Source organism: Ruegeria sp. HKCCA5763 (assembly GCF_013034545.1).
GTDB lineage: Bacteria > Pseudomonadota > Alphaproteobacteria > Rhodobacterales > Rhodobacteraceae > Ruegeria.
In genome coordinates this window covers 12,531-36,949 of record NZ_WQGF01000007.1, presented here as the reverse complement: position 1 = coordinate 36,949, position 24,419 = coordinate 12,531, and the positions used below count along the sequence as shown (strand labels likewise).

Sequence of the window (24,419 nt, the reverse complement as noted above, 5' to 3'; positions counted from 1 at the left end):
ATGGCGCTGTCCCGCCGCACCGGTCAACGGTTCCAGGGCTCGGTCTGGCCCGGGTTCGTGGATGCGATGACGGGTCTGTTGATGGTGCTGACTTTTGTCCTGACCATCTTCATGGTGATCCAGTTCGTATTGCGCGAAACCATCTCGGGGCAAGAAGATGAACTGACCTCGTTGGCGGATGAAGTTGCGGCGCTTGCAGGTGCTTTGGGTCTCGAGGAGCGTGAGAACAGCCGCTTGCAGGCGCGACTTGGGGCGTTGAACACGACCTTATCGCAGGCCGAAGACGATCTGGCCCAGGCACAATCTCTGATCGCCTCGCTGACCACCGAGCGTGACCGACAGGCCGCGGCTTTGGATCAGGCGCAGACGAGGATCACAAATTTCGAAGCACAGGTTGCCGCCCTATTGGCCGAACAGGAACAGGCACTGGGCGATATCGTGGCGCTGGAGACGCAGCGCGAGCAATTGCTGACCGAGCAAGAGGCCCTGAACCTCGCTCTGGCCCAAAGCCGTGAAGAAATTGATGCGCAAACCGAAGCCGCCCGACTGGCAGCCGCCCGCCGTGAGGCGCTGGAAGCACTGGTTGCCGATCTGGAGCAAAGTGGTGAGGAACGTGCAGCGCAAATCACGTCCCTTGAACAGCAACTGAGCGATGAAGAAGCCGCCCGCCTGGCCGAAGCCGCCGCCGCTGAGGCGTTGCGCAATCGCCTGCAAGATGCCGATGCGGAACTAACCGCCATGACGTTGGCATTGGAAGCGCAACGCCAAGAGGCCGAAGACACGTTGACCCTGCTGGCCGCCGCACAAGCCGCGCAGGCCGAACTGGAAAGCCGGTTCGGTGACGTGAATCCTGATGAGTTAAGGGCCCAGCTTGAAGCCGCTTTGCAGGCACAGACGCAAGCACAGGCAGATGCCGATGAACAACGAACGCTGGCTGAACAGCGTCAGGCGTTGCTGGCTTTGGCGGAATCGACGCTTTCGGATGAGAAGGAAATCTCGGCCGAGGCGCAGCGCGAAGCGGTATTGCTGAACCAACAAATCGCCGCCCTGCGCGGGCAGTTGGGGTCGTTACAGGCATTGCTCGACGATTTTGAAGAGCGGAATGAGGCCGCAGAGATTCAGATTCAAACTTTGGGGCAGGATCTGAACGCGGCGCTGGCCCGTGCCGCATCTGAAGAACGCCGCCGCCGCCTGTTGGAAGAAGCCGAACGCCTGCGCCTTGAGGCCGAGGCCGAGGCGTTGGCCGGTCAGAACGAGGAATTGGCGGCGCAAGCGGAAGACCTGCAACGTTATCGCTCGGAGTTCTTTGGCCGCTTGCGGGATGTTCTTGGCGATCAGGAAGGTGTGCGGATCGAAGGTGACCGGTTTGTGTTCTCGTCCGAAGTTCTGTTCCCGACAGGGTCGGCCGTGCTGTCCGCTGAAGGGCGGCAGGAGGTAGCCAAGGTCGCCAACATCCTGCGTAGCGTTGCCGCTGAGATTCCGACCGGTCTAAACTGGGTGATCCGCGTTGACGGTCACACCGACAACGTCCCGCTGGCCGGAAGTGGCCGATACCGCGACAACTGGGAACTCAGCCAGGGCCGTGCGTTGTCGGTTGTGCGTTACATGGTTGATGCGCTGGGCATCCCGCCGAACCGTCTGGCCGCCAACGGGTTTGGTGAGTTCCAGCCGGTCAATCCGGCTGACACGCCCGAAGCCCGTGCGCAGAACCGCCGGATCGAATTAAAACTGACCGAGCGTTGATCTTTTCGGTCACTGTCTGTGACGGGCCTTTATGAACGGATTTTAATCGTCAGCCAGATGAAATTCAGCCGATGCAACCTATGTCATAACCATAGGTTGATTGGAGCGGTTTGTGAGAGACAAGGCAACGGATGTACACATTGCAATTGATCACGCTTTGCGAGCGCCCTATCAGCGCGTGACCCTTTGCCAAACCCCGAAGGGGCGCAGGTTTTGGCTAAAGCGGGTCGAACGTTTCGCACCCCATCTCTGGCTGGTGAAGGGAAAGCCTGAAAACGCGTTTGATCGAGACCGGTCATCTCATCGGTTTTTGTGGAACTTCGGCGCGCCTGTCCCCAGAATTGTGGCTGAGAGCAAAGAGTACATCGCCGTCGAAGACGCCGGGGCCAGCCTGACCAGGCTTTGCGCAGATATGTCCGTCACCATGGCAGAAAAACTCAGGGCGTGCCGGGCCGCTGGCCAAGCGCTTGCGCGGCTTCACGCGATGGGTTTCGCCCATGGACGCCCGGCATTTCGGGATATGTGCTGGGATGGGCGGCAGATGCGATTCATCGATTTTGAGTATTTTGTGCCCACGAAGGCCGGACGATTGCGCAAGGCCCGCGATTTGGGCATTACGGTCCTGTCCGCCCTGGCCCAAGGCCGCACCGCGCCACGTTATGCCTTTTGCATCCTTGCCGCTTACTATGAGGCTTGGGGCAGGAAGCCAAAATCTTTGCCAGTGCTATTCCCGGTGCCGGTGCGAAGCGGTCAATCCCGCCTTCGCTAGAGACAGAAAACGGAACCTTTTCCGCGCAAGCACCTGACAGGTGCAATGTGCCTAACCTCTACCAAACTTAAAGCTTTGATCCGGTGTGCCCATGAAGCACCGAGGCACAAAGGGGTAATCCTGGGTCAGGAAATAGGCGTAGGTCCCGTTTGGATACTCGGCTGAAACTGTGACGGTTCCGTTGCATTGGTCCAAATGTCCTTGGCCCTCAACATATTCGTAATCTTCGTTGAAAGTGCCGTCATATCGCCCGTTCGGTTCGCGGCCACCCGGTCTGTTTCCGGACTTCAGGCGAAAGGACGATTTCATTTCAGTCACTTTCCCATCGATTGCACCGGTCATCGCATAGATCGGAAAACCATCAGCGGCGTATCCGACCTATGGTGAATGCTCTGAAGCTGACCATTCCAAAAGCTCGATCAGCCCGGTTGGTACGTCGTGATAGTGATACTTTCCGTTCGGCTGCACATGGGCATAATTGGCATCCAGTCCCAGGAAAATGGAGCCACCCAAAGCACTGTAGGACCATCCGGAGTTTGGGTCGCCATGCCAGAACTCGGCCGCCAGCGGGTCAAACGCGATCCCGTTAAGAGATACGCCAAAGTTCCACCCCGTGCGCAGAGGCGTGACCGTGCCCTTGGTCATGGGGGGGCTGTAAGCCTGAGCCTGACCTTCTGCGTTTCGATCTGATGCGGGTTGCCGCTGTTCGGAAACTGTCCGACCAGATGATCGGGAATTCCGTTACCCGTCACTTTGATCTTGCTACCTGTCTCCCTCACCGATGCGCTGTTTTCCCCGGGGTCCACAGTGGCCGGCACTAATCTGAGAGGCTCAGCGCTCGTTTCATCGTGGTAGCGAAACCTGTGCTGAGCCGTCGCAATGGCCGCGATTACCGAAACGGCAAAGGCAGTGGCCCACACAACTGAAGTCTTGCTCATGTATCCACCTCTGATTTTGATCGTAGAGGATTACACGCTGCAAAACCCCGGTTCCGTCGAAGTTGCTTTGAAACACCAGAAAAAACCCGGCGATTTATGTCGCCGGGTTTCGAAATTAAGATCAGTTTTCAGGTCAATCCGCCGTCAACAACGGAGGTTTGTCACCCGGAATGCGTCGCTGATCCGGGCCCAGAATCTCAAGATCCAGTTCGCCCTTTTTGACCGAGACACGAACCACACCACCCTTAGCCAGCTTACCGAACAGCAGTTCTTCGGCCAGAGGCTTCTTGATGTGTTCCTGAATGACGCGGCCAAGCGGACGCGCACCCATCTTATCGTCATAGCCCTTGTCAGCCAGCCATTCAGCGGCTTTGGGCGTCAGATCGATGGTCACGCCGCGATCCAACAGCTGTGCTTCAAGCTGTAGGACGAACTTCTCGACCACTTGCAAGATGACCTCTTTCGGAAGCGGCGCGAAAGAGATCACTGCATCCAGACGGTTACGGAATTCCGGTGTAAACGTACGCTCGATCGCGGCGGTATCTTCGCCCTCGCGACGGTCGCGTCCGAAACCGATGGCCGCTTTGGCCTGTTCCTGTGCGCCCGCGTTCGAGGTCATGATCAGAACCACGTTCCGGAAGTTCACCGTGCGTCCATTGTGATCCGTCAGCTCACCGTGGTCCATAACCTGCAACAGGATGTTGAACACATCAGGGTGGGCTTTCTCGATCTCATCAAGCAGCAGCACACAATGTGGATGCTGGTCGACACCGTCAGTCAGCAGACCGCCCTGATCAAACCCAACATAACCCGGAGGTGCACCGATCAGGCGGCTGACTGCGTGTTTCTCCATGTATTCCGACATGTCGAAGCGCAGCAGTTCTACGCCCAGCGTGTCCGCCAGTTGTTTCGCAACTTCGGTTTTACCCACACCTGTTGGACCCGCGAACAGGTAGTTGCCGATGGGCTTTTCAGGCTCACGCAGACCCGCACGGGCCAGCTTGATTGCACTGGACAGCGCCACAATGGCATCATCCTGACCAAAGACTACACGTTTGAGCGAGGTTTCGAGGTCCTTCAGAACCTCGGCATCGTCCTTGGTGACATTCTTGGGTGGGATGCGGGCGATCTTGGCAACAACTGCCTCAATCTCTTTAACCCCGATGGTTTTGCGGCGTTTGCTTTCGGCTACCAGATGCTGCGCCGCGCCCGCCTCATCTATCACGTCGATGGCTTTGTCGGGCAGCTTGCGATCGTTGATATAACGTGCCGAAAGCTCGACGGCGGTTTTGATCGCGTCGGCGGTATACTTGATCTCGTGATGCTCTTCGAAATAGGGTTTCAGGCCGCGCAAAATCTTGACGCTGTCCTCGACCGAAGGTTCATTCACGTCGATCTTCTGGAACCGGCGGCTCAGTGCGCGGTCTTTTTCGAAATGCTGACGAAACTCCTTGTAAGTGGTCGAACCCATGGTGCGCAGTTTGCCGCCCTGAAGCGCGGGCTTCAGCAGGTTCGAGGCATCCATCGCCCCGCCCGAAGTAGCTCCGGCACCGATCACGGTATGAATCTCGTCAATAAACAGTACGGCGTCGGGATGATCCTCCAACTCGGTGACAACCGCTTTCAAGCGCTCTTCGAAGTCACCGCGATAGCGGGTTCCGGCCAGCAGCGCGCCCATGTCCAGCGAATAGATAGTGGTATTGGCTAGCACATCAGGCGCTTCTCCGGCCACGATTTTGTGGGCCAGACCTTCTGCGATGGCGGTTTTGCCAACGCCCGGATCACCCACCAGCAGCGGGTTGTTCTTGCGGCGGCGGCACAGCACCTGGATGCAGCGTTCCACCTCATCCGAGCGCCCGATGAGCGGATCGACGTCTCCAGCACGCGACTTCGCGTTCAGATCGACGCAGTATTTCCCCAGCGCGCTTTCTTTTTGTTCGGTTTCGCCGGATGTGGTCTGTGCGTCTTCTTCCACCTGATCCGCACCCGAAACCGAGCGGCTTTCGCCAAAAGCGGGATCCTTGGCCACGCCATGGGCGATGAAATTGACCGCGTCGTAACGGGTCATGTCCTGTTCTTGCAGGAAATAGGCGGCATTGCTTTCGCGTTCTGCGAAAATGGCAACCAGTACGTTGGCGCCGGTCACTTCGGTCCGGCCCGAGCTTTGTACATGAATCGCGGCGCGCTGAATTACGCGCTGGAACGCAGCCGTTGGAACAGCTTCTGACCCGTCGATATCCGTGACCAGATTCGAAAGATCCTCGTCAATGAATTCCACCAAGGTGCTGCGCAGCTCATCCAGATCGACGCTACACGCTTTCATGACGCGCACCGCATCGGGTTCTTCCAGAAGCGCCAGCAGCAGATGCTCTAGCGTTGCAAATTCATGACGCCGTTCATTCGCAGCCGCCAAGGCCGCGTGGATGGCTTGTTCCAGTGTGCTCGAGAATGAAGGCACGCGGGTGCTCCTCTGTCTTGGGTCAGAAGGGGGCGGGCTTGCGGCCGGAACCCCAATCCAACCATGTCCTCATACTATTAGAGTTTGGTTGATCGGCGTCCGGCTTCAAGGGTTTTCTTTCACTTGACAGTCACATTTGTTGTGACCGTGACCGTGAAGAGGGTCAAATAGGCATCAGAACCGGTCTTTTCTACCCCGGATTTCCGCAAAAACGGCCTCGGGACGCGCGCCTGTCATGCCTAAATGGGCTTGAATCGCCGGGTCAGCAGCCCTCAGAAACGGATTTGTTGCCCTTTCCAGCGCCAGAATCGACGGGACAGTGGCTTCTCCGGCGGCACGCGCCCGTTCAATATCCGCGATGCGCGCCTTCAGGTCAGGGTTGTCCGGATCAACGGTAATGGCAAATTTAGCGTTGGATTGTGTATATTCATGTCCAGAGCAGACCAAAGTGTCATCGGGCAGGGCGGCCAGTTTACTTAAAGATGCCCACATCTGGTCCGGTGTGCCCTCGAAAAGACGACCACAGCCCAGCGCCATGAGACTGTCGGCGGTAAATACCGCAGCACTTTGAGGCATGTAGTATGCGACATGCCCCACAGTGTGGCCGGATACATCCAGAACCTGAACTTGTTCCCCTCCGATTTCAAAGCTGTCGCCCTCGACCACCTGTAGATCCAGCGACGGCAAGCGATGGGCATCCGCCGCGGCTCCGACAACCTGTGCAGGGTGTTTTTCCAGAATGCCTGATAGCCCGTCGACGTGATCCCAGTGGTGATGGGTCAAAAGCACATGTGAAAGCGTCCATCCTTTATCATCCAGCGCCTGCAGAATCGGTGCAGCTTCGGGGGCGTCGATCAGCGCGGTCTGGCCGCTCGTGGCGTCGTGGGCCAGAAAGGCGTAATTGTCGCTCAGGCATGGGATTGTAACGATCTCAAGAGGCATGGCTTTTTGCCCTTTCATTGCTAGACTGCGCCCAGCTAAGCCGATTGACCGGATGTCCGCAATGCATCTTGATGTGCAGGATCTGAGGAACTTTTACTATCGAAGCACGTTGGGGCGTGCGGCGCAGGCGGCCATTCGCGGGCGTTTGATAGAGCTTTGGCCCGAGGCCAAGGGGCAGACAGTGGCCGGATTCGGCTTTGCTGTGCCGTTGTTGCGCCCGTACCTGGCAGATGCGCGCCGCGTCATCGGGCTGATGCCTGGCCCGCAGGGCGTCATGCCCTGGCCTGCGGGAATGCCCAATGTGTCTGTTCTGACCGAAGAAACGCTTTGGCCGATTGAAACCGGTCACGTGGACAAGCTTGTTGTGATGCATGGGCTGGAAACGTCAGAGAGGCCAAACCAGCTGTTGGATGAATGCTGGCGCGTTCTGGGGCCCGGCGGGCGGGCTGTATTTATTGTTCCCAACAGAGGCGGTCTGTGGTCACGGACGGACAAAACGCCATTTGGCTTTGGGCGACCCTATTCCGCCACACAGTTGGAAAACCAGCTCAAGGCGCATCACTTTCTGCCCGAAACGCATTGTTCGGCTCTGTATCGACCGCCCTCGTTTCGCCGTTTCTGGCTGAAATCCGGCGGCCTGATTGAAAAAACCGGGCAACGTATTCCGACCGTCATGGCTGGGGGTGTGCTGATGGTTGAGGTCAGCAAACACATTCGCCCGCCCAGCGGCAGCGTGACTAAAGATGCGGTTAAAAAACCGATCAAGGCGCTGGACGGTTTGTTGAAACCTGCGTGACAATCGCTGGCCTTCCGAAGCGATAAAATTGCGCGAAAAAAGTCACAGGAATCGCAAAAACCTGCATATTCGTAACATTTTTCAACTGAGCTGATGGGTTCAAACCGTCGCACTTGAGCTAAGTGCATGAAAATCAACACTTTGTGGATAATTCTGTTACCGCTATAGCGTATTGCTTGGTTGGAACACCTCTGCTACATCCCCGGTGATTTTGATCCCCGGCCTTCTGGACGGGGTTTCTTCACGCCCCCGGGGTAGCTGCCGCAACGCGAATTCGGGGCCCAAAATATCGGAAGGGTGGACGTGTCCGAACCAGCTTCGATTTCCACAGGCATCGCCGAGCGCTATGCCACCGCGATCTTCGAGATCGCAAAAGACAACAAAGACCTCGCAGGTCTGGAAACCGGCATCAATGATCTGGCAGCAGCACTGTGCGACAGTGCCGAGTTGCACGACCTGATTGCCTCGCCGCTGGTTTCCCGCGCCGAACAGGAAGGTGCGATCACCGCGATTGCAGATAAGATGGGCCTGAACGCGATTCTGCGCAACACGTTGGGTCTGATGGCGCAGAAGCGCCGTTTGTTCGTCGTACCGCAGCTGGTGCAGGTTCTGCGCGACATGCTGGCAGACGAGCGTGGCGAAGTGACCGCAGATGTTGCCTCGGCCAAAGCGCTGACCAAGACGCAAATGGAAAAACTGTCCAAGACGCTGTCCGAGCGCGTGGGCAAGACCGTGACTATCAATGCGACCGTGGATGAAAGCCTCATCGGCGGTCTAGTCGTTAAAGTGGGCTCGAAGATGATCGACAGTTCGATCCGTTCGAAGCTGAACTCCCTACAGAATGCAATGAAAGAGGTCGGATAAATGGGAATCCAAGCTGCAGAGATTTCTGCAATCCTGAAGGACCAGATCAAGAATTTTGGTCAGGAAGCCGAAGTGGCCGAGATCGGCCGCGTGCTGAGCGTCGGTGACGGGATTGCCCGTGTATACGGCCTGGACAATGTGCAAGCCGGTGAGATGGTCGAATTTCCCGGTGGCATCATGGGTATGGCCCTGAACCTGGAAAGCGACAACGTTGGTGTCGTTATCTTCGGTTCCGACCGTGACATCAAAGAAGGTGACACTGTTAAGCGCACCAACTCGATCGTGGACGTTCCGATTGGTGACGAGCTGCTGGGCCGTGTCGTTGACGGTCTGGGCAACCCGCTGGACGGCAAAGGCCCGATCAATGCTTCCAAGCGTGGTGTTGCCGACGTCAAAGCGCCCGGCATCATCCCGCGTAAATCGGTGCACGAGCCGATGGCAACCGGCCTGAAATCGGTTGACGCGATGATCCCGATTGGCCGTGGCCAGCGGGAACTGATCATTGGTGACCGTCAGACCGGTAAAACCGCTGTGGCTCTGGACACCATCCTGAACCAGAAGGTTTACAACGACGCAGCAGGCGACGACGAGTCGAAGAAACTGTACTGTGTTTACGTCGCGGTTGGTCAAAAGCGTTCGACCGTTGCGCAGCTGGTGAAGAAACTGGAAGAGTCCGGCGCGATTGAATACTCGATCGTTGTGGCCGCGACCGCGTCCGACCCGGCACCGATGCAGTTCCTTGCACCTTACGCCGCGACCGCGATGGCTGAATACTTCCGTGACAACGGCCGCCACGCTCTGATCATCTATGATGACCTGTCGAAGCAGGCTGTGTCCTATCGTCAGATGTCCCTGTTGCTGCGTCGTCCGCCCGGACGTGAAGCTTACCCGGGTGACGTTTTCTACCTCCACTCGCGCCTGCTGGAACGTTCGGCGAAGCTGAACGAAGACTTTGGTGCAGGTTCGCTGACCGCTCTGCCGGTTATCGAAACTCAGGGTGGTGACGTTTCGGCGTTTATTCCGACCAACGTGATCTCGATCACTGACGGTCAGATCTTCCTGGAAACCGAACTGTTCTATCAGGGCATTCGTCCCGCTGTGAACACCGGTCTGTCGGTTTCGCGCGTGGGCTCGTCGGCCCAGACCAACGCGATGAAATCGGTTGCTGGCCCGGTTAAGCTGGAACTGGCTCAGTACCGTGAAATGGCGGCCTTTGCCCAGTTTGGTTCGGACCTCGACGCCGCAACTCAGCAGCTGCTGAACCGTGGTGCGCGTCTGACCGAGCTGATGAAACAGCCGCAGTACTCGCCGCTGACCAACGCGGAAATCGTCTGCGTCATCTTCGCAGGTACCAACGGTTACCTCGACAAGATCGAAGTCACGGATGTTGGCCGCTATGAAGCCGGTCTTCTGGCACATCTGCGTGGCAAACATGCGGACCTGCTGAAGTGGCTCACCGACGAAGATCCGAAGATCAAGGGTGACGCGTCCGACAAGATCAAGGCAGCGATCGACGAATACGCCGCAACCTTCGCTTGATAGGAGGTTCCGATGCCTAGTCTGAAGGACCTTAAAAACAGGATCGAGTCGGTCAAATCGACCCGCAAGATCACCAAGGCCATGCAGATGGTCGCGGCTGCAAAACTGCGCCGCGCCCAGGAATCTGCCGAAGCCTCGCGTCCCTATGCTGAACGGTTCAATGCCGTGATGGCGGGGCTGGCGGCGTCGGTCGGGGGCAGCGACAGCGCCCCCAAGCTGCTCCGTGGTACGGGCAGTGATGATGTCCATCTGCTGGTTGTGATGACAGCTGAACGCGGCCTGTGTGGCGGCTTCAACGCGAACATCGCCAAGCTTGCCCGCGCCAAAGCGGAAGAGCTGCGCGGCAAAGGCAAGACGGTCAAAGTTCTGACCGTCGGCAAAAAAGGCCGCGACGCGCTTAAGCGTGATTTGGGCGATCTGTTCGTCGGACATGTGGACCTGAGCGAGGTCAAGCGTCTGGGGTATTCCAACGCGCAGGACATCGCAAAGGACATCCTGTCTCGTTTCGACGGGGGTGAGTTCGACGTTGCCACGATCTTCTATTCGAAGTTCGTCAACGTTGTGACCCAGATCCCGACGGCACAGCAGGTCATCCCCGCCTCGTTCGAGGACGAAGCGGCAGGTGACGACAGCGGTGCCATCTTCGATTACGAGCCCAGCGAAGAGGCCATTTTGGCCGATCTGCTGCCCAAGGGGGTTGCGACCGCGATCTTCTCGGCTCTGCTCGAAAACGGAGCGTCTGAACAGGGTGCACGGATGTCCGCGATGGACAACGCGACACGTAACGCGGGTGAAATGATCGACAAGCTGACGATCCAGTTCAACCGCTCGCGTCAGGCCGTGATCACCAACGAGCTGATTGAAATTATTTCCGGCGCCGAAGCGCTGTAAGAAAACCGGAGACGAAACATGGCGAATGCAAAAGGCAAAGTCACACAGATCATCGGGGCCGTCGTTGACGTGCAGTTCGATGACGCGCTGCCTGAAATTCTGAACGCGCTGGAAACCACCAACAACGGCAAGCGTCTGGTGTTGGAAGTTGCTCAGCACCTGGGTGAAAACACCGTACGTACCATCGCGATGGACGCGACCGAAGGTCTGGTCCGTGGCGAGGAAGTAACCGACACAGGCGCGCCGATCTCGGTGCCGGTTGGTAACGCCACCCTGGGTCGTATCCTGAACGTAGTTGGCGAGCCGATCGACGAGAAGGGCCCGGTTGAAGCGTCTGAGGCCCGCGCGATCCACCAGCCTGCACCGACCTTCGACGAACAGTCGACTGAATCGGAAGTTCTGGTTACCGGCATCAAGGTTGTTGACCTGCTGGCCCCTTACGCCAAAGGCGGTAAGATCGGCCTGTTCGGCGGTGCCGGCGTTGGTAAAACCGTTCTGATCATGGAACTGATCAACAACATCGCAAAAGTGCACTCGGGCTTCTCGGTGTTCGCGGGTGTTGGTGAACGGACCCGTGAAGGGAACGACCTGTACCACGAGATGATCGAATCGAACGTTATCAAGCCGGACAACCTGTCGGAAAGCCAAGTGGCCCTGGTTTACGGTCAGATGAACGAACCTCCGGGTGCGCGTGCGCGTGTTGCTCTGACCGGTCTGACCCTGGCCGAGCAGTTCCGTGACCAGTCCGGTACCGACGTTCTGTTCTTCGTCGACAACATCTTCCGCTTTACGCAGGCGGGTTCCGAGGTTTCGGCTCTGCTGGGCCGTATTCCTTCGGCGGTGGGCTACCAGCCGACACTGGCCACCGACATGGGCGCCCTGCAGGAACGCATCACCTCGACCAAGTCGGGCTCGATCACCTCGGTGCAGGCGATCTACGTGCCTGCGGACGACCTTACCGACCCTGCGCCGGCAACCTCGTTTGCGCACCTGGACGCGACCACCGTTCTTAACCGTGCGATCTCGGAAAAGGGTATTTACCCTGCGGTTGACCCGCTCGACTCGACCTCGCGTCTGCTCGACCCAGCTATCGTTGGTGAAGAGCACTACAAGGTTGCGACCGACGTTCAGCAGATCCTCCAGCGCTACAAGTCGCTGCAGGACATCATCGCCATCCTCGGCATGGACGAACTGTCGGAAGAGGACAAACTGACCGTGGCCCGTGCCCGTAAGATCGAACGCTTCCTGTCGCAGCCGTTCGACGTGGCCGAAGTCTTCACCGGTTCGCCCGGCGTTCAGGTTCCTCTTGATGTGACCATCGCGTCGTTCAAAGCGGTTGTCGCTGGCGAATACGATCACCTGCCCGAAGCAGCCTTCCTAATGGTTGGCGGTATCGAAGAAGTGATCGCCAAAGCCGAGAAGATGGCAGCAGAAGCCGCCTAAGGAGTATCCCTGATGGCAAACACGATGCAATTCGACCTCGTCAGCCCCGAGCGGAGCCTTGCTTCGCTCGCGGCCACCGCGGTCCAGATTCCCGGCGCGGACGGGGACATGACGGCGATGCCCGACCATGCCCCCACCATCACCACGTTGCGCCCCGGTCTGCTGAAGGTTGAGGCACCTGAAGGGTCCAGCGAATACCTGGTCACCGGCGGGTTTGCCCAGATCAACGGCGACAGCCTTTCGGTTCTGGCCGAAAAGGCCATTCCGGTGGCCGAAGTAACCCGCGCGCATCTGGACGAGCTGATCGAAGACGCTCGCGCCTCGCACGAGGCAGCAAAGGGTGGCGATGATCAGACCATTGTCGACGATGCCGCCAAGCTGCTGGCCGACATGGAAGCGCTTGGGACACATATGAGCCTATAACCGGCTTGTCCGTGAAAAATTTGGACGGCCTCGCTTTGCGGGGCCGTTTTTTTGTCGTGCTTTTGCCGAATTGCCGGGATAACTTTCGGGAATTCAAGAATAATGATGACAGAATGAAAAAGTTCCTTACCCATCCCATTGGCATTGATCAGGGCGAAGATGTGCTGTTTTCGGAATTTGCCGAAGGCGGTGAGATGTGGACAGGGCAGGGCCCCAGGGAACGTCGCACGCCCATTCAGTTCAAAGAACCGTTTCGCAAACCGCCTGTGGTTCAGATCGGTATATCGCTATGGGATGTAGATACGTCTTCGGCGCTGCGGGCCGAGGTGCAGGCTGAAAACATCACCACCGAAGGGTTCGAAGCGGTGTTTCGCACATGGTCCGACACTCGTATCGCTCGCATCCGAGCAAGCTGGACCGCGATAGGAGAGGTCGCGCACCCGGATGACTGGAATATCTCCTGATCCGGGTTCAGACCATCGCGCTTTAAGGAAGCGCAGGTGTCAGTTTCCCTGCGCTTCGATCATGTCCACCCGCGTGGCGTGGCGGCCGCCTTCGAACTCGGCACTCAGAAACGCATCAACGATGTCCAGCGCCTGACCTTCGCCGACAACGCGCGCACCGATTGACAGCATATTGGCGTTGTTGTGCTGGCGGATCATTCGGGCCGAAAAGGCGTCTGAACAAACGCCACAGCGAATGCCCGGCACTTTGTTTGCGGCCATCATGATGCCCTGGCCGGTGCCGCAGAGGATGATGCCCAAACCGCAATCACCGGATGCAACAGCTTCGGCCGCGGCTTTGCCATGCTTGGGGTAGTGGGTGCTTTCCGGTGTATTCGGGCCGATATCGACTACGTCCCAGCCTTGTTGCGCGATGTGTTTCGCCACAGCCTGGCGCAAATCGATCGCGGCGTGGTCACTGGACAGAACAATACGTTTGTTTGCGGACATCGGAGGTCACTTTCCTCTTTCGCGGATCCAAGCTCATGCTAGCGAGGGGCAAGCAGAACGGATCAGTGTTTCAAAAAGCAAAAGGGCGGCTTGTTTGGCCGCCCCTGGGAACTCAATCCATCTGGTACATGGATTCGTAGATCGGCGTAAGTGTCTTGTCTTCGAATAGCGAAGACACGCTGGTGCCGTTCCAGATGTTCAGGATTGCCTGAGTAAAGATTGGCGCGGTTGGCACGATGCGAATGTTTTTGGCCTGCGCAATCTCTTTGGTGGGTTGGATCGTGTCGGTCAGAACAAGCGACTTCATCACCGAATTGGTGACACGTTCAACCGCCGGGCCACTCATGACACCATGCGTGATGTAGGAGTGAACCTCTTTCGCGCCGTTATCCAGCAGGACCTGCGCCGCCTTGCAGAGTGTGCCAGCGGTATCACACATGTCGTCCACGATCAGACAGATCTTGTCTTTTACGTCTCCGATCACCGTCATTTCGGCCACTTCACCCGCTTTCTCGCGGCGCTTGTCGACGATCGACAGCGGGGCATTGATCCGCTTGGCCAGTTCGCGGGCGCGGGCCACGCCGCCGACGTCTGGCGAAACAACCATGATCTCGTCCATGTTGTTCTTGAACTGATGCTTCACATCCAGCGCAAAAATCGGCGAAGCATAGAGGTTGTCCACCGGGATATCAAAGAACCCCTGAATTTGTGCTGCGTGCAGGTCCATTGTCAGGACGCGTTCGATCCCAGCACCTGTCAGCATGTTGGCAACAAGCTTGGCGCTGATTGGTGTCCGGGCCTTGGTGCGACGATCCTGACGGGCATAGCCGAAATAAGGGATCACGGCTGTGATCCTTTGTGCGGAAGAGCGGCGCAACGCATCGGCAATGATCAGCAGTTCCATCAGGTTATCATTTGCCGGGTTCGACGTCGGCTGGACGATGAACATGTCCTCGCCCCGGACGTTTTCGAACACTTCGACAAAGATCTCGCCGTCATTGAACCGCTCGACCCGCGCATCGACCAGACCCTGGTCAACGCCGCGATACAAGCTCATGCGGCGAGCGATGGATTCGGCAAGCGGAAGATTGGCGTTCCCAGCGATGAGCTTGGGTTCGTGGAGTGTCGGCATCGGCTGAGGTCCCCGGGCAGCTTTGGCAATGTGACAGAATCGTGATGTTGACACCGCTTAGCACGGGTCTAACGTCCCGCAAAGGCAACGCAGCGGAGAAAGTGAACATGACCCAGATTGACTACTATTTTGCGACAATTTCGCCCTACACCTATCTGGCCGGAAACCGACTGGAAGAGGTTGCGGCGAAACATGATGCGACCATCAACTACAAACCACTGGACATCATGGCCTTGTTTGCGCGCACCGGGGGCACAGCACCAAAAGACCGCCATATCTCGCGCATCGAATACCGCGCGCAGGACTTGCTGCGTCAAGCCAAACGTCTGGGCGTGGAGTTCAACCTGAAACCCGCGCATTGGCCCACCAATATGGCCCCGTCTTCTTATGCAGTGATCGCTGCGGCCAAAGATGGTTCGGGGGATGTCGGCAAGCTTTGCCAACTGATCCTGCGCGCTTGCTGGGCCGAAGAAAAGGACGTGTCACAAGATGATGTGATACGTGAGTGTCTGGCAAATTCCGGGTTTGATCCTGACCTCGCCAATAGCGGTTTGCTGGTTGGGGCAGAGACATATGCCACCAATCTGGAAGAGGCCGTGGACCAGGGGGCCTTTGGTGCCCCATTTTACATCACACCGGACGGTCAGCGGTTCTGGGGTCAGGACAGTCTGGATGATCTGGACAACCATCTAGCCGAGATGAAGGGATGACAGCTTCGGCTGCCTCGGCGCATTCCGTCTTCGTTCGGCGGTTGGGAGAGGGCGCGCGAAAAACGCTCGCCCTCCATTGCACCATTGCGCATTCCGGCGTGTGGTCGGGATTGGCCAAGGCGATGGACGGGAATGCCTCTCTGGTCGCGCCGGATATGTTGTCACACGGGCGTAGCCCGGATTGGGACGGGCAGGGGGACTTCTTTGATCACGTCACCAATAACGCTGCGGCTGAACTGGCGGGGCAGATGGACGTCGTTGGCCATTCCTTTGGGGCGATTATTGCACTGAGACTGGCCTTGGAACATCCCGAGCGCGTGCGCAGTCTGATTCTGATTGAACCCGTCTTTTTTGCCATAGCACACCGGGACGCGCCGGATTTGTTCGATCAGCATGAGAAAGATATTGAGCCGATAAACAGCGCCTTTAATGCGGGCGAAAACGCTCTGGCCGCGCGACTGTTCAACCGGATGTGGAGCACTGGCATCAGCCCGAAATGGCCTGACTTGCCCGAACGGACGCGCGCTAATATGGTGCGTGGGATACATGCCGTGCCAGCTGTACACCCGGTGCTTTATGACGATCAAGCCGGGTTGCTCAAGGCCGAGATGCTGGAACGTGCCGTCATGCCGACCCTGATCCTAAGCGGATCAGAAACCCATCCTGTAATCCCCGCCATCTGCGCCGGTTTGGTTCACCGCTTGCCCTATGCGCGCCATGCGGTGGTTCAGGGCGCGGGGCACATGCTGCCCATTTCGCACCCTCAAGACACAGCGGCTCTGCTGAAGGCGTTCTGGAAGCCGATCCCTATAGCAAGTTGAGAAACTGATCGATCTGGGACGTTCCAATAGACCAGTCGCACACTAAGCGGCATGCCAGGCTTTCACCATCATCCGCGCCGTCCAGTTCATCCCCCCATAGGTGATAGACGGCACCGGCGTCATGCAGTTGCTTGTGCTTGGCACGCGAGAAAGAAGCAAAAACCATGTTGGCCTGCGGTTCATGCAGGAATGTCGCCCCCTTGGCGCGCAATCCGTCGGCCAAGTGCGCACAGTTGGCGTTGGCCTTCCGGGCCAGTTTCAGCCAAAGGTCATCTTCGAGATACGCGGCCATCTGTGCGGACAGATAGCGGTGTTTCGAGAACAGATGCGCCCCGCGTTTGCGGCGGAGTTCAAATTCCCACGCTTTGCTCTCGTCAAAAAACACCACCGCTTCGACGCCCATCAACCCGTTCTTGGTGCCGCCAAAGCTGACGGCATCCACGCCTGCTTTCCACGTCATTTCAGCTGGCGAGCAATTCAGCGAAACCAACGCATTGGTAAAGCGCGCACCGTCCAGGTGAACAGGCAGGTTATATTCCTTCGCGACACTGCACAGCGCCTGCAACTCTTCCAAGGAGTATACCGATCCGCGTTCGGTAACTTGAGTGATCGACACTGGCCCGCGTTGCGGTCCATGCACGCCTCGTGTTTCTTCACCCAGAATCGAACCGCGCAATGCTTCAGGCGTCATCTTGTCACCGCCAGGCACAAGGGTCAGCTTGGCGCCGCTGTAAAATTCAGGCGCGTTGCACTCATCCTCGTGGATATGGGCAACCGGAGAGCAAAAGACCGTTTCCCATGGGTTGGACAGTGTAGCAAGAGCCAGAGAGTTCGCCGCTGTCCCGGTTGCCACAAGATACACGGCAGCCCCCGGAGCCTCGAAAATGCTGCGAATGCGGTCTCGCACCTCGTTCATCAGCGCGTCAGCACCATAAGCCATCTGATAGCCTTGGTTGGCCTCGGCCAGTTTGGCCATGACCTGAGGATGAACCGGCCCGGAATTGTCAGAGGCAAAATACATCAGCTTGGCTCCTCGATAATGTAGTCTTCCCACTCTTCCATGGGGGTTTCGAACTCAGACACCGTGCGCCCCTGAACCGAGACGCCCGCCGCATGAACGCTGTCAGGCGTACCTGATATCAGAGGATGCCAATCGTAAAGAGGCTTACCCTCCCAAAGCAGTCGATAGGCACAGGTTTGCGGCAACCAATAGGCGTGTTCATCTATGTTGTCGGGTGTCATGACAATGCATTCAGGCACAAACTGGTGCCGGATATCGTATTGCGTACAGCGGCAGCTTTCATCGTCCAGCAGTCGGCAGGCGACACATGTCAGTGCGACCTCGCCCGAGTCTTCGTCTTCCAGCTTGTTCAGGCAGCACTTGCCGCAGCCGTCACATAACGCTTCCCATTCGCGCTGGTTCATCTTGCGCAGGGGTTTGCGTTCCCAGAACCGGGCGGGTAGGCCGGTGCGTTCGATCGGATCCGTGCTCATAAGGCGGCCAGAATGCCACGGGCTTTTTCGCAATCTGCATCCATCTGGGCAATCAGCCCGTCCAATCCGTCGAATGTCAGTTCAGGACGCAGGAAATCGATCAGGCCCACTGACAGGGTTGCCCCGTAAAGGTCACCCGAAAAGTCGAAAAGGAAAGTTTCGATATTGGGCACTTCACCTTGGAACATTGGCCGCACTCCAATCGAAGCTGCACCCTGATAGCTGCTCTGATGCGGGCCATCCAACACGTCCACCAACACGGCGTAGACACCAAATTTGGGAAGGTGCAGCCCTTCGATGGACATATTCGCAGTTGGAAACCCCAGTTCGCGCCCGCGCTGCTCGCCCCCGATCACCTCTCCTTCAATCCTGTGCCAATGACCCAGCATTGCGGCGGCGTCCCGTGGGCGACCTTCGGTCAGGGCGGTTCGGATGGCGGTTGACGAGACCACATTTGCAGACCGCTCCATCAAGGGGGCAATGGTTACGCCAAATCCCATCTCTTTACCAAACCGGACCAGGTCGTCAGCCGTACCGCTGCGGCCCTTTCCAAAGCAAAAATCAGCGCCCACCACAATATGAGACAGGCCCAGCCCGTCACATATCACGTTGCGCGCAAATTCTTCCGGGGACAGCCCAGCCAGTGCTGCGTTGAACGGCAGTTCATAAAGTTTTTCCACGCCCAGTTTTTCCAGCCGGTGCGCCCGTGCGTTGCCGCGCATCAGACGGAATGGTGGCGAGTCCGGTGCAAAATATTCACGCGGATGCGGCTCGAAGGTCATGACACCCAGAGGCGCGTCAGGGGCCGCCTTGCGGGCCAGTTCGATGACCGACTGATGCCCCACATGGACGCCATCAAAATTGCCGATCGCCACGCTGGCGCCGCGATCTTCTGGCTCGACAAACTGGAAATCCCGGATGATGTGCATAGGCGATTGCGTAGCGTTGCGTCGCGATTTGTTCAAGCGGCAGTTTGAATTCTGCGAACCCGCCCCTCCGAAACTACCTGAATCCCGAAACCCGGCTCCTATGACACGCAAAATTATCTACTGCCCCATATGCTGCGGATGCTCAACTGCTTGATTTAAAAAAAATCCAGAGTGTAGACTGGACCTCCGGCTTTCAGTACGTGCTGCGACCCGGAAAAGCCGGGCCTGGTGCATTTAAGCCCAGCACAGGAGGCAGACCCATGTATCGATTGCGCCTGTTCGCGATTCGTCACGCCCGTTCGTTCGAGTGGGTCTACAAGTGCGTCGAACGTGGAATGGTTGCGATGGATCCGCTTTTTGCAAAGATCGGGTACAACCGCGTTGAACGTCCCATTGCTCTGGTCGAAAAGGGTGTCAAAACCCTGTTGTTCGACTGCAAGATGTGCGGGCAGTGCGTGCTATCATCGACCGGCATGTCCTGCCCTATGAACTGCCCAAAGCAATTGCGCAACGGTCCCTGTGGCGGCGTACGCCCCGGCGAGTTCTGCGAAGTGAAGCCTGACATGAAATGCGTTTGGGCTTTGGCCTGGGATGGTGCCAGCCGCATGCGGCGTGGGGGAGAAAAGATAAAGGAAGTTTTACCACCGGTAGAACATTCGTTGAAAGGATCGTCATCGTGGTTGCGGGTCAGCCGCGAGATAGCGGCACAGAAGCGCGAGGCGCGCGATGCGGCGCGTGTAACCCTTGCAGAAGCCTTTCCAGAAGCGCGCGAGAATGAACCTTCTTCGGCACCTTTAGCCACCGAGCCGCCCAACGCAATGAATCGGGATCTTAAGAAATGAACGATGCCCATCACGGTGAAGTCGAGCCGATCGGCCATGTTCCCGTTCCCGAAGGGTACGTGTCGCACAGCCGGTTAGAGAGGGTTTTGCGTTCGGGCCGTTTTGCCGTAACGGCTGAATTGAATCCGCCAGATAGCGCCGACCCTGAGGATGTGTTTCAAGCGGCTCAGCCTTTGGGTGAGGTCGCGGATGCAATCAACGCAACCGATGCTTCGGGCGCGAATTGCCATATGTCTTCGATTGGGATTTGCGCGTTGTTGACACGCGCTGGCTATTCGCCAGTGTATCAGATTTCTTGCCGAGACCGGAACCGCATTGCCATTCAGGGTGATGTTCTGGGGGCCGCGGCGCTGGGTGTGAGCAATGTCCTATGCTTAACGGGTGACGGCGTTGGCGTTGGGGATCAGCCGGGGGCGAAACCGGTGTTCGACTTTGATTCCCTGACATTGCTGCGAACGATTCGAACGATGCGCGATCAGGGAAAATTCCTCTCGGGCCGAAAAATTACGCGTCCACCCCAGTTGTTCCTGGGGGCTGCAGAAAACCCCTGCATACCGCCCTATGAGTGGCGTCCGGATCGTCTGGCTAAAAAGGTCGAAGCTGGTGCTGAGTACATTCAGACCAATTATATCTACGACATCCCGTTGTTTGAGAAGTTCATGGCACGGGTGCGGGATGCCGGTTTGGACAAGAGAGTTTTTATTATTGCTGGTGTTGGCCCCATTGCCTCGGCTCGTGCTGCACGTTGGATGCGCAGTAATGTGCCCGGGATTCATATCCCTGATCAGGTTATTGATCGAATGGAGAAGGCCGAAAAGCCGGCCGAAGAAGGCAAGAAGATCTGTATCGAATTGATCCAGCAAATTCGTGACATCGCCGGGGTCTCTGGGGTCCATGTGATGGCTTACAGGCGTGAGCACGTAGTGTCAGAGATCATTCTGGAATCTGGTGCCTTGAAAGGGCGCAGGCGTGCGCGTTCGTCCTGAGGGTGCACTCAGAATGCATGAATTGGGACGTAAAAAAGCAAAAAGGCACCCGTCGGGTGCCTTTCCTGACATAGGTTGGTTTGCCGATCAGTCGAACTTGCGCGATGGAGCCAAAACCATGGCCTCTCCGATCAGGACTTTCTTGCCGTCGACCGAGCAATGGCAATCCAGTTTGACCCGGCGCTTGGAAAAATCGATGTCGATCACCTTCACTTCGGCATAAACCATGTCGCCGGGGCGCACGGGTGCCAGAAATTTGAGCGACTGCCCCATGTAGACAGTGCCGTGACCGGGAAGCTGTTCGCCAATCACTGCCGAGATCAGACCCGCCGTCAGCATCCCGTGTGCGATACGGCCTTCAAAGATGGTATCGCGGGCATAATCGTCGTCCAGATGCACAGGATTTCGGTCAGTCGAAACCTGCGCGAACATCTCGATGTCTTCATCCGTCACCACTTTGCGCAGGTGGCGGGACATACCCATTTCGATGTCTTCGATACAGATCGTTCCGCGTGGAAGATTATCCAACATGTTGCCCTCACTCGAGATCGGCCGTGAAAGAAAAAACCATCTTTAGGCCAAGGTTGGCAACTTTATTACTTCGCAGCTGCAGAAAATCAAGTCTTTTCTTACTACCGCAAGCGACCAATTGTGTAGGTCGGATTTATTTTTTCCCTTTTGATATAATCGTTTAAGGATTCGTGATGCGGGTGGTGCGACGTTTTTGTTTCGGCTGCGGCCAGACCGCCTGAGATAAACAGAGAATCAATGCCCTCTCCCATGCCGCCCAGAATATCCGTATGGGGTCCGTCGCCGATCACCAGAATGTCGCCGTCAGGGACATCATGACCCAGTTCTTGCAGCCTGCGACGGGCCAGATCATAGATCGGTGGATGCGGTTTGCCGAAATACAGACTCTCGCCACCCATTTCGGTATACAGCTTCGCCAAAGCACCGGCACACCACTCGCGCACTTCCCCTCTGTCCACAACAATGTCAGGGTTTGCACAGAGCAGTTTCATACCCATCTGCTTGGCGTAAAGAAAATCGGGCCGGTTCACATCAGGATCAGCCATCGGATCGAATGGCCCACAGCAAACAATGCCTTCGGCCTCCTTCAGCGACACGCGTTCGATGTGGATCGGGTGATCTAGCAGCTTTAGAGGTTCGAAAAAGCCTGCATCGCGCTGCCATTCACCCATGAAATACACCTTTTGCCCAACGGCTCCCCGGAACATCGCCGACCGCGCGGAATCCCCGCTGGTCGCAATGGTGTCATAGGCGTCTGAGGGCACGTTGAACTGACCCAATTGCTCTGCCACGCCTGCTCGGGGTTTCGGAGAGTTCGTGACCAGCACAACAACCCCGCCATTTGCGCGATAAGTCTGCAATGCCGCAACAGCTTCGGGATAAGCGGTGATACCGTTGTGAACACAGCCCCAAAGGTCGACAAACAGCGCCTTATAGCGGTCAGAGATCTCGGCAAGCGAGGAAACGATCTGGGTCATGGGGGCCTCTATGAATATGTTCGCGGTTGCGACAGCTATGGCAAAGCTTGGGGTCGAACACCATCCCGCTTTCCATTTTGTGCTGAGGAATTGGAGAATCCTCTATTCGTCTTCGGTCACGTCGGTCACGTCCGGGGCCTGCTGTACGTTATCTGTTCCCAAAATGACCTGAGCTCCAATGCGGGTCTGATACCGGATGATGGCCAGATAGCCGGGGCCAAGTTCTTCCTGCAATACGTCAACAAGGGATGTTTCACGGAGCCTTTCCGGCAGCAACGCGGCAATAGAAGAGACTTTGAACTGTGCCTCGACAGGAAGATCGACGATCAGCCAAACCTCAGTCTGTTTGCGCTGGGCGTTGACATCAATTCGTATGATTTCCACTGAAATCGGATCGGCCCACTCCCGAATGGCTTCGGCCACCTGTGCCTCGGTCCGTGTCTCCAGATAGCGATTATAGGTGGATTTCCCGAGCTGCAGCACGACGACGACCAAAAAGGCGAGCGCGACGAATACGCTGGCTGTAAAGTTCAGTTTGCGCTTGCCCTTGCTGAAAACCACAGACCGCGCGGCATAAACCAGATAGACCGCACAGGCGGACAGAATGATCGCGCCTAGGTTTGTTGCGAATAGAAGTCCCGCTTCATACGCTTCGGCTGGTTCGCCAAAATACAACAAAATACCTGCTGCCGAGAGCGGCGGAACGAGCGAAACACCAATCGCTGCGCCGGGCAGAAGGCTCAGTTCGGACTTTTTGATCTGCACATAGGCGCCGGCGACACCGGCAGCCAGTGCGACGATCAGATCCTCGGTGCCGGGATCCGTGCGCGCAAGGACCTGATCGGGGATCAGTATCCCTCGTGGGACGTCCGCGACATAGACCATGAACCAGGCCATCAGCACGCAGGCACAAGCCGCCAAGCACACCGTAAGAGCAAGAGCAACGGCACGCTTTAGCCAACCCATGACCATCGCGGCAGCCACCCCCAGGATTGGAGTCATTAGTGGCGCGACAAGCATGGCTGCAATCACGACGGCCCCGGAGTTGCGCAGCAGTCCCATGGTGGCAATCACAACTGACAGGGTCAGCAACATTGCAAAGCGTCGCCAATAAGCGGCTTTGTCCGTACCTTCAAATCGAAGGATGCCTTTGGTCGTACTGAGGCTGCGAATAACGATGGTGTTTGCCTGATCTGGTTTGAGTTTCGTACCCAAGGCCAGACTAACAACCGATTCCGGTCCCGCAAATGGCGAATGTAAAAGAAAAAGGCGCCCGAACGGACGCCTTTCGTCTGGGTTGCGCGCAGATCAGACCTTGAGGTTTGGAATGATCTGCTTTTTCCGGCTCATGATGCCCGGCAGGACAACGGCATCCCCGTCGACGGCTGCGCCAAAGCTTTTCTCGGCAACGGATTTGACCAGATCGTTGGGCACCAGCAGCGTGGCTTCTTCATTCAGGATATCAACCACGAACAACAGAACCTGATCGACACCGTCTTCTGCGGCCACGTCCACCATCGACGTCGCCAGGCTGGCCTTGCGGTCCAGAACGACGCCGGGGGCAGTGGTTTCCAGAACCGAGACGCGGAACTTGGTGCCGTCCACTTCGTATTCCTTGCTGTCCATGCGGATCAGCTCTGCGTCTGAGAAGGACGAGACGTCAGACTTTGCGGCGAACATGTCGGCTGCATAGGCCGATATATCCAGTTCCAGCTCAGCGGCCAGCTTTTCCGCCACCGCGCGGTCATGCGCTGTGGTAGTGGGCGAGCGGAATTCCAGCGTGTCCGACAGGATGCAGGTCAGGGCGGCACCTTTGATGGCGTCGGGCATTTTGGCAGCATCGTCACCCATCAGGTCGACCATGATGGTTGCAGTGCAGGCCAGCGGGCGTACGGTGATGTCAATCGGACCTTTGGTTTCCAGACCGCCGACCAGTTTGTGGTGGTCGATGATCGCGCGGATATCTGCGTCGTTGATGCTGGCAGGCAGTTCCGCCGGGTTGTTGGTGTCGACGATGACCACCGGGGTGTCTGCAGTTACATCTTCGATGATGCGTGGTTTGGGCAGGTCCCAGTTGTCCAGCATAAAGGCTGCCTCAGTGTTGGGCTCACCCAGCAGCACCGGCTCGGTCTGTTCACCCTTAATCTCGTTCAGGTACCACGACCACAGGATCGGCGAGCCTGTGGAGTCAGTATCAGGGGATTTGTGGCCAAATACGAGTGTTGTCATGTCAGCGTC

Annotated in this window: 25 protein-coding genes and 1 pseudogene; 13 read left to right on the top strand and 13 right to left on the bottom strand. The window is 57.3% G+C overall.

What is annotated here, in order from left to right; translation table 11 throughout:
* Together GOV89_RS12970 and GOV89_RS12965 are read left to right on the top strand one after the other, a co-directional pair.
* A complete protein-coding gene (locus GOV89_RS12970; protein WP_171238356.1) occupies positions 1 to 1,743 on the top strand; it encodes a peptidoglycan -binding protein in 1,743 nt (580 codons plus the stop codon).
* A 112-nt stretch (positions 1,744 to 1,855) separates the two neighbouring features.
* Positions 1,856 to 2,512, top strand: a complete 657-nt coding sequence (locus GOV89_RS12965) for a hypothetical protein (RefSeq protein WP_171238355.1) — start codon at positions 1,856 to 1,858, stop codon at positions 2,510 to 2,512.
* Between the two features lie 51 nt (positions 2,513 to 2,563).
* On the opposite strand, the pseudogene GOV89_RS22865 reads toward GOV89_RS12965, so the two are convergent.
* The 4 genes and pseudogenes from GOV89_RS22865 to gloB all read right to left on the bottom strand — a co-directional run bounded on the left by GOV89_RS22865 (position 2,564) and on the right by gloB (position 6,868).
* Positions 2,564 to 3,157 (bottom strand): annotated as a pseudogene (locus GOV89_RS22865) (YHYH protein).
* Positions 3,154 to 3,450, bottom strand: coding sequence for a hypothetical protein (locus GOV89_RS12950; protein ID WP_171181344.1), 297 nt, complete (start codon positions 3,448 to 3,450; stop codon positions 3,154 to 3,156). The pseudogene GOV89_RS22865 and the gene GOV89_RS12950 overlap by 4 nt, the downstream one beginning before the upstream one ends.
* A 133-nt stretch (positions 3,451 to 3,583) precedes the next feature.
* Positions 3,584 to 5,908 (bottom strand): ATP-dependent Clp protease ATP-binding subunit ClpA, encoded by a 2,325-nt coding sequence (gene clpA, locus GOV89_RS12945; protein ID WP_171181346.1) that lies wholly within the window; start codon positions 5,906 to 5,908, stop codon positions 3,584 to 3,586.
* Between the two features lie 174 nt (positions 5,909 to 6,082).
* Positions 6,083 to 6,868 carry a hydroxyacylglutathione hydrolase gene (gloB, locus tag GOV89_RS12940; RefSeq protein ID WP_254451526.1) on the bottom strand — a complete coding sequence of 262 codons (786 nt, stop codon included), beginning with the start codon at positions 6,866 to 6,868 and terminating at the stop codon, positions 6,083 to 6,085.
* Between the two features lie 43 nt (positions 6,869 to 6,911).
* Here gloB and GOV89_RS12935 point away from each other — a divergent pair, with 43 nt between their 5' ends.
* From GOV89_RS12935 to GOV89_RS12905, 7 genes are all read left to right on the top strand, one after another.
* The gene (locus tag GOV89_RS12935) at positions 6,912 to 7,646 is read left to right on the top strand and encodes a class I SAM-dependent methyltransferase (protein WP_171181412.1); all 735 of its coding nucleotides are present in this window, start codon (positions 6,912 to 6,914) and stop codon (positions 7,644 to 7,646) included.
* Positions 7,647 to 7,949: 303 nt separating this feature from the next.
* Complete coding sequence (locus tag GOV89_RS12930) at positions 7,950 to 8,510, top strand: F0F1 ATP synthase subunit delta (protein WP_171238354.1); 561 nt, start codon at positions 7,950 to 7,952, stop codon at positions 8,508 to 8,510.
* A complete protein-coding gene (atpA, locus tag GOV89_RS12925) occupies positions 8,511 to 10,049 on the top strand; it encodes a F0F1 ATP synthase subunit alpha (RefSeq protein WP_171181352.1) in 1,539 nt (512 codons plus the stop codon).
* Positions 10,050 to 10,061: 12 nt separating this feature from the next.
* Complete coding sequence (locus GOV89_RS12920) at positions 10,062 to 10,940, top strand: F0F1 ATP synthase subunit gamma (RefSeq protein ID WP_171181354.1); 879 nt, start codon at positions 10,062 to 10,064, stop codon at positions 10,938 to 10,940.
* Positions 10,941 to 10,958: 18 nt separating this feature from the next.
* Positions 10,959 to 12,383, top strand: coding sequence for a F0F1 ATP synthase subunit beta (gene atpD, locus GOV89_RS12915; protein WP_171181356.1), 1,425 nt, complete (start codon positions 10,959 to 10,961; stop codon positions 12,381 to 12,383).
* 12 nt (positions 12,384 to 12,395) lie between these two features.
* A complete protein-coding gene (locus GOV89_RS12910) occupies positions 12,396 to 12,806 on the top strand; it encodes a F0F1 ATP synthase subunit epsilon (RefSeq protein ID WP_171181359.1) in 411 nt (136 codons plus the stop codon).
* A gap of 113 nt (positions 12,807 to 12,919) precedes the next feature.
* Complete coding sequence (locus GOV89_RS12905) at positions 12,920 to 13,270, top strand: H-type lectin domain-containing protein (protein ID WP_171235984.1); 351 nt, start codon at positions 12,920 to 12,922, stop codon at positions 13,268 to 13,270.
* Positions 13,271 to 13,309: 39 nt separating this feature from the next.
* Here GOV89_RS12905 and rpiB read toward each other — a convergent pair whose 3' ends face one another.
* Together rpiB and GOV89_RS12895 are read right to left on the bottom strand one after the other, a co-directional pair.
* Entirely contained in the window at positions 13,310 to 13,759 is a 450-nt protein-coding gene (gene rpiB, locus GOV89_RS12900) for a ribose 5-phosphate isomerase B (RefSeq protein WP_171181363.1), read from the bottom strand.
* A 112-nt stretch (positions 13,760 to 13,871) separates the two neighbouring features.
* Positions 13,872 to 14,891 carry a ribose-phosphate pyrophosphokinase gene (locus GOV89_RS12895; protein WP_171181365.1) on the bottom strand — a complete coding sequence of 340 codons (1,020 nt, stop codon included), beginning with the start codon at positions 14,889 to 14,891 and terminating at the stop codon, positions 13,872 to 13,874.
* Positions 14,892 to 14,998: 107 nt separating this feature from the next.
* Here GOV89_RS12895 and GOV89_RS12890 point away from each other — a divergent pair, with 107 nt between their 5' ends.
* A complete protein-coding gene (locus GOV89_RS12890) occupies positions 14,999 to 15,601 on the top strand; it encodes a 2-hydroxychromene-2-carboxylate isomerase (RefSeq protein ID WP_171181367.1) in 603 nt (200 codons plus the stop codon).
* Positions 15,598 to 16,422 carry an alpha/beta fold hydrolase gene (locus GOV89_RS12885; RefSeq protein WP_171238353.1) on the top strand — a complete coding sequence of 275 codons (825 nt, stop codon included), beginning with the start codon at positions 15,598 to 15,600 and terminating at the stop codon, positions 16,420 to 16,422. Before GOV89_RS12890 ends, GOV89_RS12885 begins: the two co-directional genes overlap by 4 nt.
* Here GOV89_RS12885 and GOV89_RS12880 read toward each other — a convergent pair.
* Genes GOV89_RS12880 through GOV89_RS12870 form a run of 3 tightly spaced genes read right to left on the bottom strand, consistent with a single transcriptional unit; the run spans position 16,409 to position 18,845 of the window.
* Positions 16,409 to 17,443, bottom strand: coding sequence for a low specificity L-threonine aldolase (locus GOV89_RS12880; RefSeq protein WP_171181371.1), 1,035 nt, complete (start codon positions 17,441 to 17,443; stop codon positions 16,409 to 16,411). The two genes, GOV89_RS12885 and GOV89_RS12880, sit on opposite strands and share 14 nt — an antisense overlap.
* Complete coding sequence (locus tag GOV89_RS12875; protein ID WP_171235988.1) at positions 17,443 to 17,916, bottom strand: YcgN family cysteine cluster protein; 474 nt, start codon at positions 17,914 to 17,916, stop codon at positions 17,443 to 17,445. The genes GOV89_RS12880 and GOV89_RS12875 overlap by 1 nt, the downstream gene beginning before the upstream one ends.
* Positions 17,913 to 18,845 (bottom strand): bifunctional riboflavin kinase/FAD synthetase, encoded by a 933-nt coding sequence (locus GOV89_RS12870; protein ID WP_171235989.1) that lies wholly within the window; start codon positions 18,843 to 18,845, stop codon positions 17,913 to 17,915. Before GOV89_RS12870 ends, GOV89_RS12875 begins: the two co-directional genes overlap by 4 nt.
* 260 nt (positions 18,846 to 19,105) lie before the next feature.
* Here GOV89_RS12870 and GOV89_RS12865 point away from each other — a divergent pair, with 260 nt between their 5' ends.
* The gene (locus tag GOV89_RS12865) at positions 19,106 to 19,687 is read left to right on the top strand and encodes a methylenetetrahydrofolate reductase C-terminal domain-containing protein (RefSeq protein ID WP_171238352.1); all 582 of its coding nucleotides are present in this window, start codon (positions 19,106 to 19,108) and stop codon (positions 19,685 to 19,687) included.
* A complete protein-coding gene (locus GOV89_RS12860; protein ID WP_171238351.1) occupies positions 19,684 to 20,673 on the top strand; it encodes a methylenetetrahydrofolate reductase in 990 nt (329 codons plus the stop codon). The genes GOV89_RS12865 and GOV89_RS12860 overlap by 4 nt, the downstream gene beginning before the upstream one ends.
* A gap of 87 nt (positions 20,674 to 20,760) precedes the next feature.
* On the opposite strand, the gene GOV89_RS12855 is transcribed toward GOV89_RS12860, so the two are convergent.
* From GOV89_RS12855 to GOV89_RS12840, 4 genes are all read right to left on the bottom strand, one after another.
* Complete coding sequence (locus GOV89_RS12855) at positions 20,761 to 21,204, bottom strand: MaoC family dehydratase (RefSeq protein WP_171181379.1); 444 nt, start codon at positions 21,202 to 21,204, stop codon at positions 20,761 to 20,763.
* Between the two features lie 101 nt (positions 21,205 to 21,305).
* On the bottom strand, positions 21,306 to 22,181 hold the full coding sequence (locus GOV89_RS12850) for a TIGR01459 family HAD-type hydrolase (RefSeq protein WP_171181381.1): 876 nt from the start codon (positions 22,179 to 22,181) through the stop codon (positions 21,306 to 21,308).
* 102 nt (positions 22,182 to 22,283) lie between these two features.
* Positions 22,284 to 23,396 carry a DUF389 domain-containing protein gene (locus GOV89_RS12845; protein WP_171238350.1) on the bottom strand — a complete coding sequence of 371 codons (1,113 nt, stop codon included), beginning with the start codon at positions 23,394 to 23,396 and terminating at the stop codon, positions 22,284 to 22,286.
* 93 nt (positions 23,397 to 23,489) lie between these two features.
* On the bottom strand, positions 23,490 to 24,410 hold the full coding sequence (locus GOV89_RS12840) for a manganese-dependent inorganic pyrophosphatase (RefSeq protein ID WP_171235994.1): 921 nt from the start codon (positions 24,408 to 24,410) through the stop codon (positions 23,490 to 23,492).
* Between the last annotated feature and the right edge of the window lie 9 nt (positions 24,411 to 24,419).

Excerpts from the sequence above, each read along its gene's own strand:
- GOV89_RS12905 (WP_171235984.1), top strand. The coding sequence starts at position 12,920 with ATGAAAAAGTTCCTTACCCATCCCATTGGCATTGATCAGGGCGAAGAT.
- GOV89_RS12865 (WP_171238352.1), top strand. The coding sequence starts at position 19,106 with ATGTATCGATTGCGCCTGTTCGCGATTCGTCACGCCCGTTCGTTCGAG.
- atpA (WP_171181352.1), top strand. The coding sequence starts at position 8,511 with ATGGGAATCCAAGCTGCAGAGATTTCTGCAATCCTGAAGGACCAGATC.
- GOV89_RS12895 (WP_171181365.1), bottom strand. The coding sequence starts at position 14,891 with ATGCCGACACTCCACGAACCCAAGCTCATCGCTGGGAACGCCAATCTT.
- GOV89_RS12875 (WP_171235988.1), bottom strand. The coding sequence starts at position 17,916 with ATGAGCACGGATCCGATCGAACGCACCGGCCTACCCGCCCGGTTCTGG.
- GOV89_RS12885 (WP_171238353.1), top strand. The coding sequence starts at position 15,598 with ATGACAGCTTCGGCTGCCTCGGCGCATTCCGTCTTCGTTCGGCGGTTG.
- atpD (WP_171181356.1), top strand. The coding sequence starts at position 10,959 with ATGGCGAATGCAAAAGGCAAAGTCACACAGATCATCGGGGCCGTCGTT.
- GOV89_RS12855 (WP_171181379.1), bottom strand. The coding sequence starts at position 21,204 with ATGTTGGATAATCTTCCACGCGGAACGATCTGTATCGAAGACATCGAA.
- GOV89_RS12920 (WP_171181354.1), top strand. The coding sequence starts at position 10,062 with ATGCCTAGTCTGAAGGACCTTAAAAACAGGATCGAGTCGGTCAAATCG.
- GOV89_RS12950 (WP_171181344.1), bottom strand. The coding sequence starts at position 3,450 with ATGAGCAAGACTTCAGTTGTGTGGGCCACTGCCTTTGCCGTTTCGGTA.
- GOV89_RS12880 (WP_171181371.1), bottom strand. The coding sequence starts at position 17,443 with ATGTATTTTGCCTCTGACAATTCCGGGCCGGTTCATCCTCAGGTCATG.
- GOV89_RS12870 (WP_171235989.1), bottom strand. The coding sequence starts at position 18,845 with ATGCACATCATCCGGGATTTCCAGTTTGTCGAGCCAGAAGATCGCGGC.
- rpiB (WP_171181363.1), bottom strand. The coding sequence starts at position 13,759 with ATGTCCGCAAACAAACGTATTGTTCTGTCCAGTGACCACGCCGCGATC.
- GOV89_RS12860 (WP_171238351.1), top strand. The coding sequence starts at position 19,684 with ATGAACGATGCCCATCACGGTGAAGTCGAGCCGATCGGCCATGTTCCC.
- GOV89_RS12935 (WP_171181412.1), top strand. The coding sequence starts at position 6,912 with ATGCATCTTGATGTGCAGGATCTGAGGAACTTTTACTATCGAAGCACG.
- GOV89_RS12850 (WP_171181381.1), bottom strand. The coding sequence starts at position 22,181 with ATGACCCAGATCGTTTCCTCGCTTGCCGAGATCTCTGACCGCTATAAG.
- GOV89_RS12970 (WP_171238356.1), top strand. The coding sequence starts at position 1 with ATGGCGCTGTCCCGCCGCACCGGTCAACGGTTCCAGGGCTCGGTCTGG.
- GOV89_RS12910 (WP_171181359.1), top strand. The coding sequence starts at position 12,396 with ATGGCAAACACGATGCAATTCGACCTCGTCAGCCCCGAGCGGAGCCTT.
- GOV89_RS12840 (WP_171235994.1), bottom strand. The coding sequence starts at position 24,410 with ATGACAACACTCGTATTTGGCCACAAATCCCCTGATACTGACTCCACA.
- gloB (WP_254451526.1), bottom strand. The coding sequence starts at position 6,868 with ATGAAAGGGCAAAAAGCCATGCCTCTTGAGATCGTTACAATCCCATGC.
- GOV89_RS12890 (WP_171181367.1), top strand. The coding sequence starts at position 14,999 with ATGACCCAGATTGACTACTATTTTGCGACAATTTCGCCCTACACCTAT.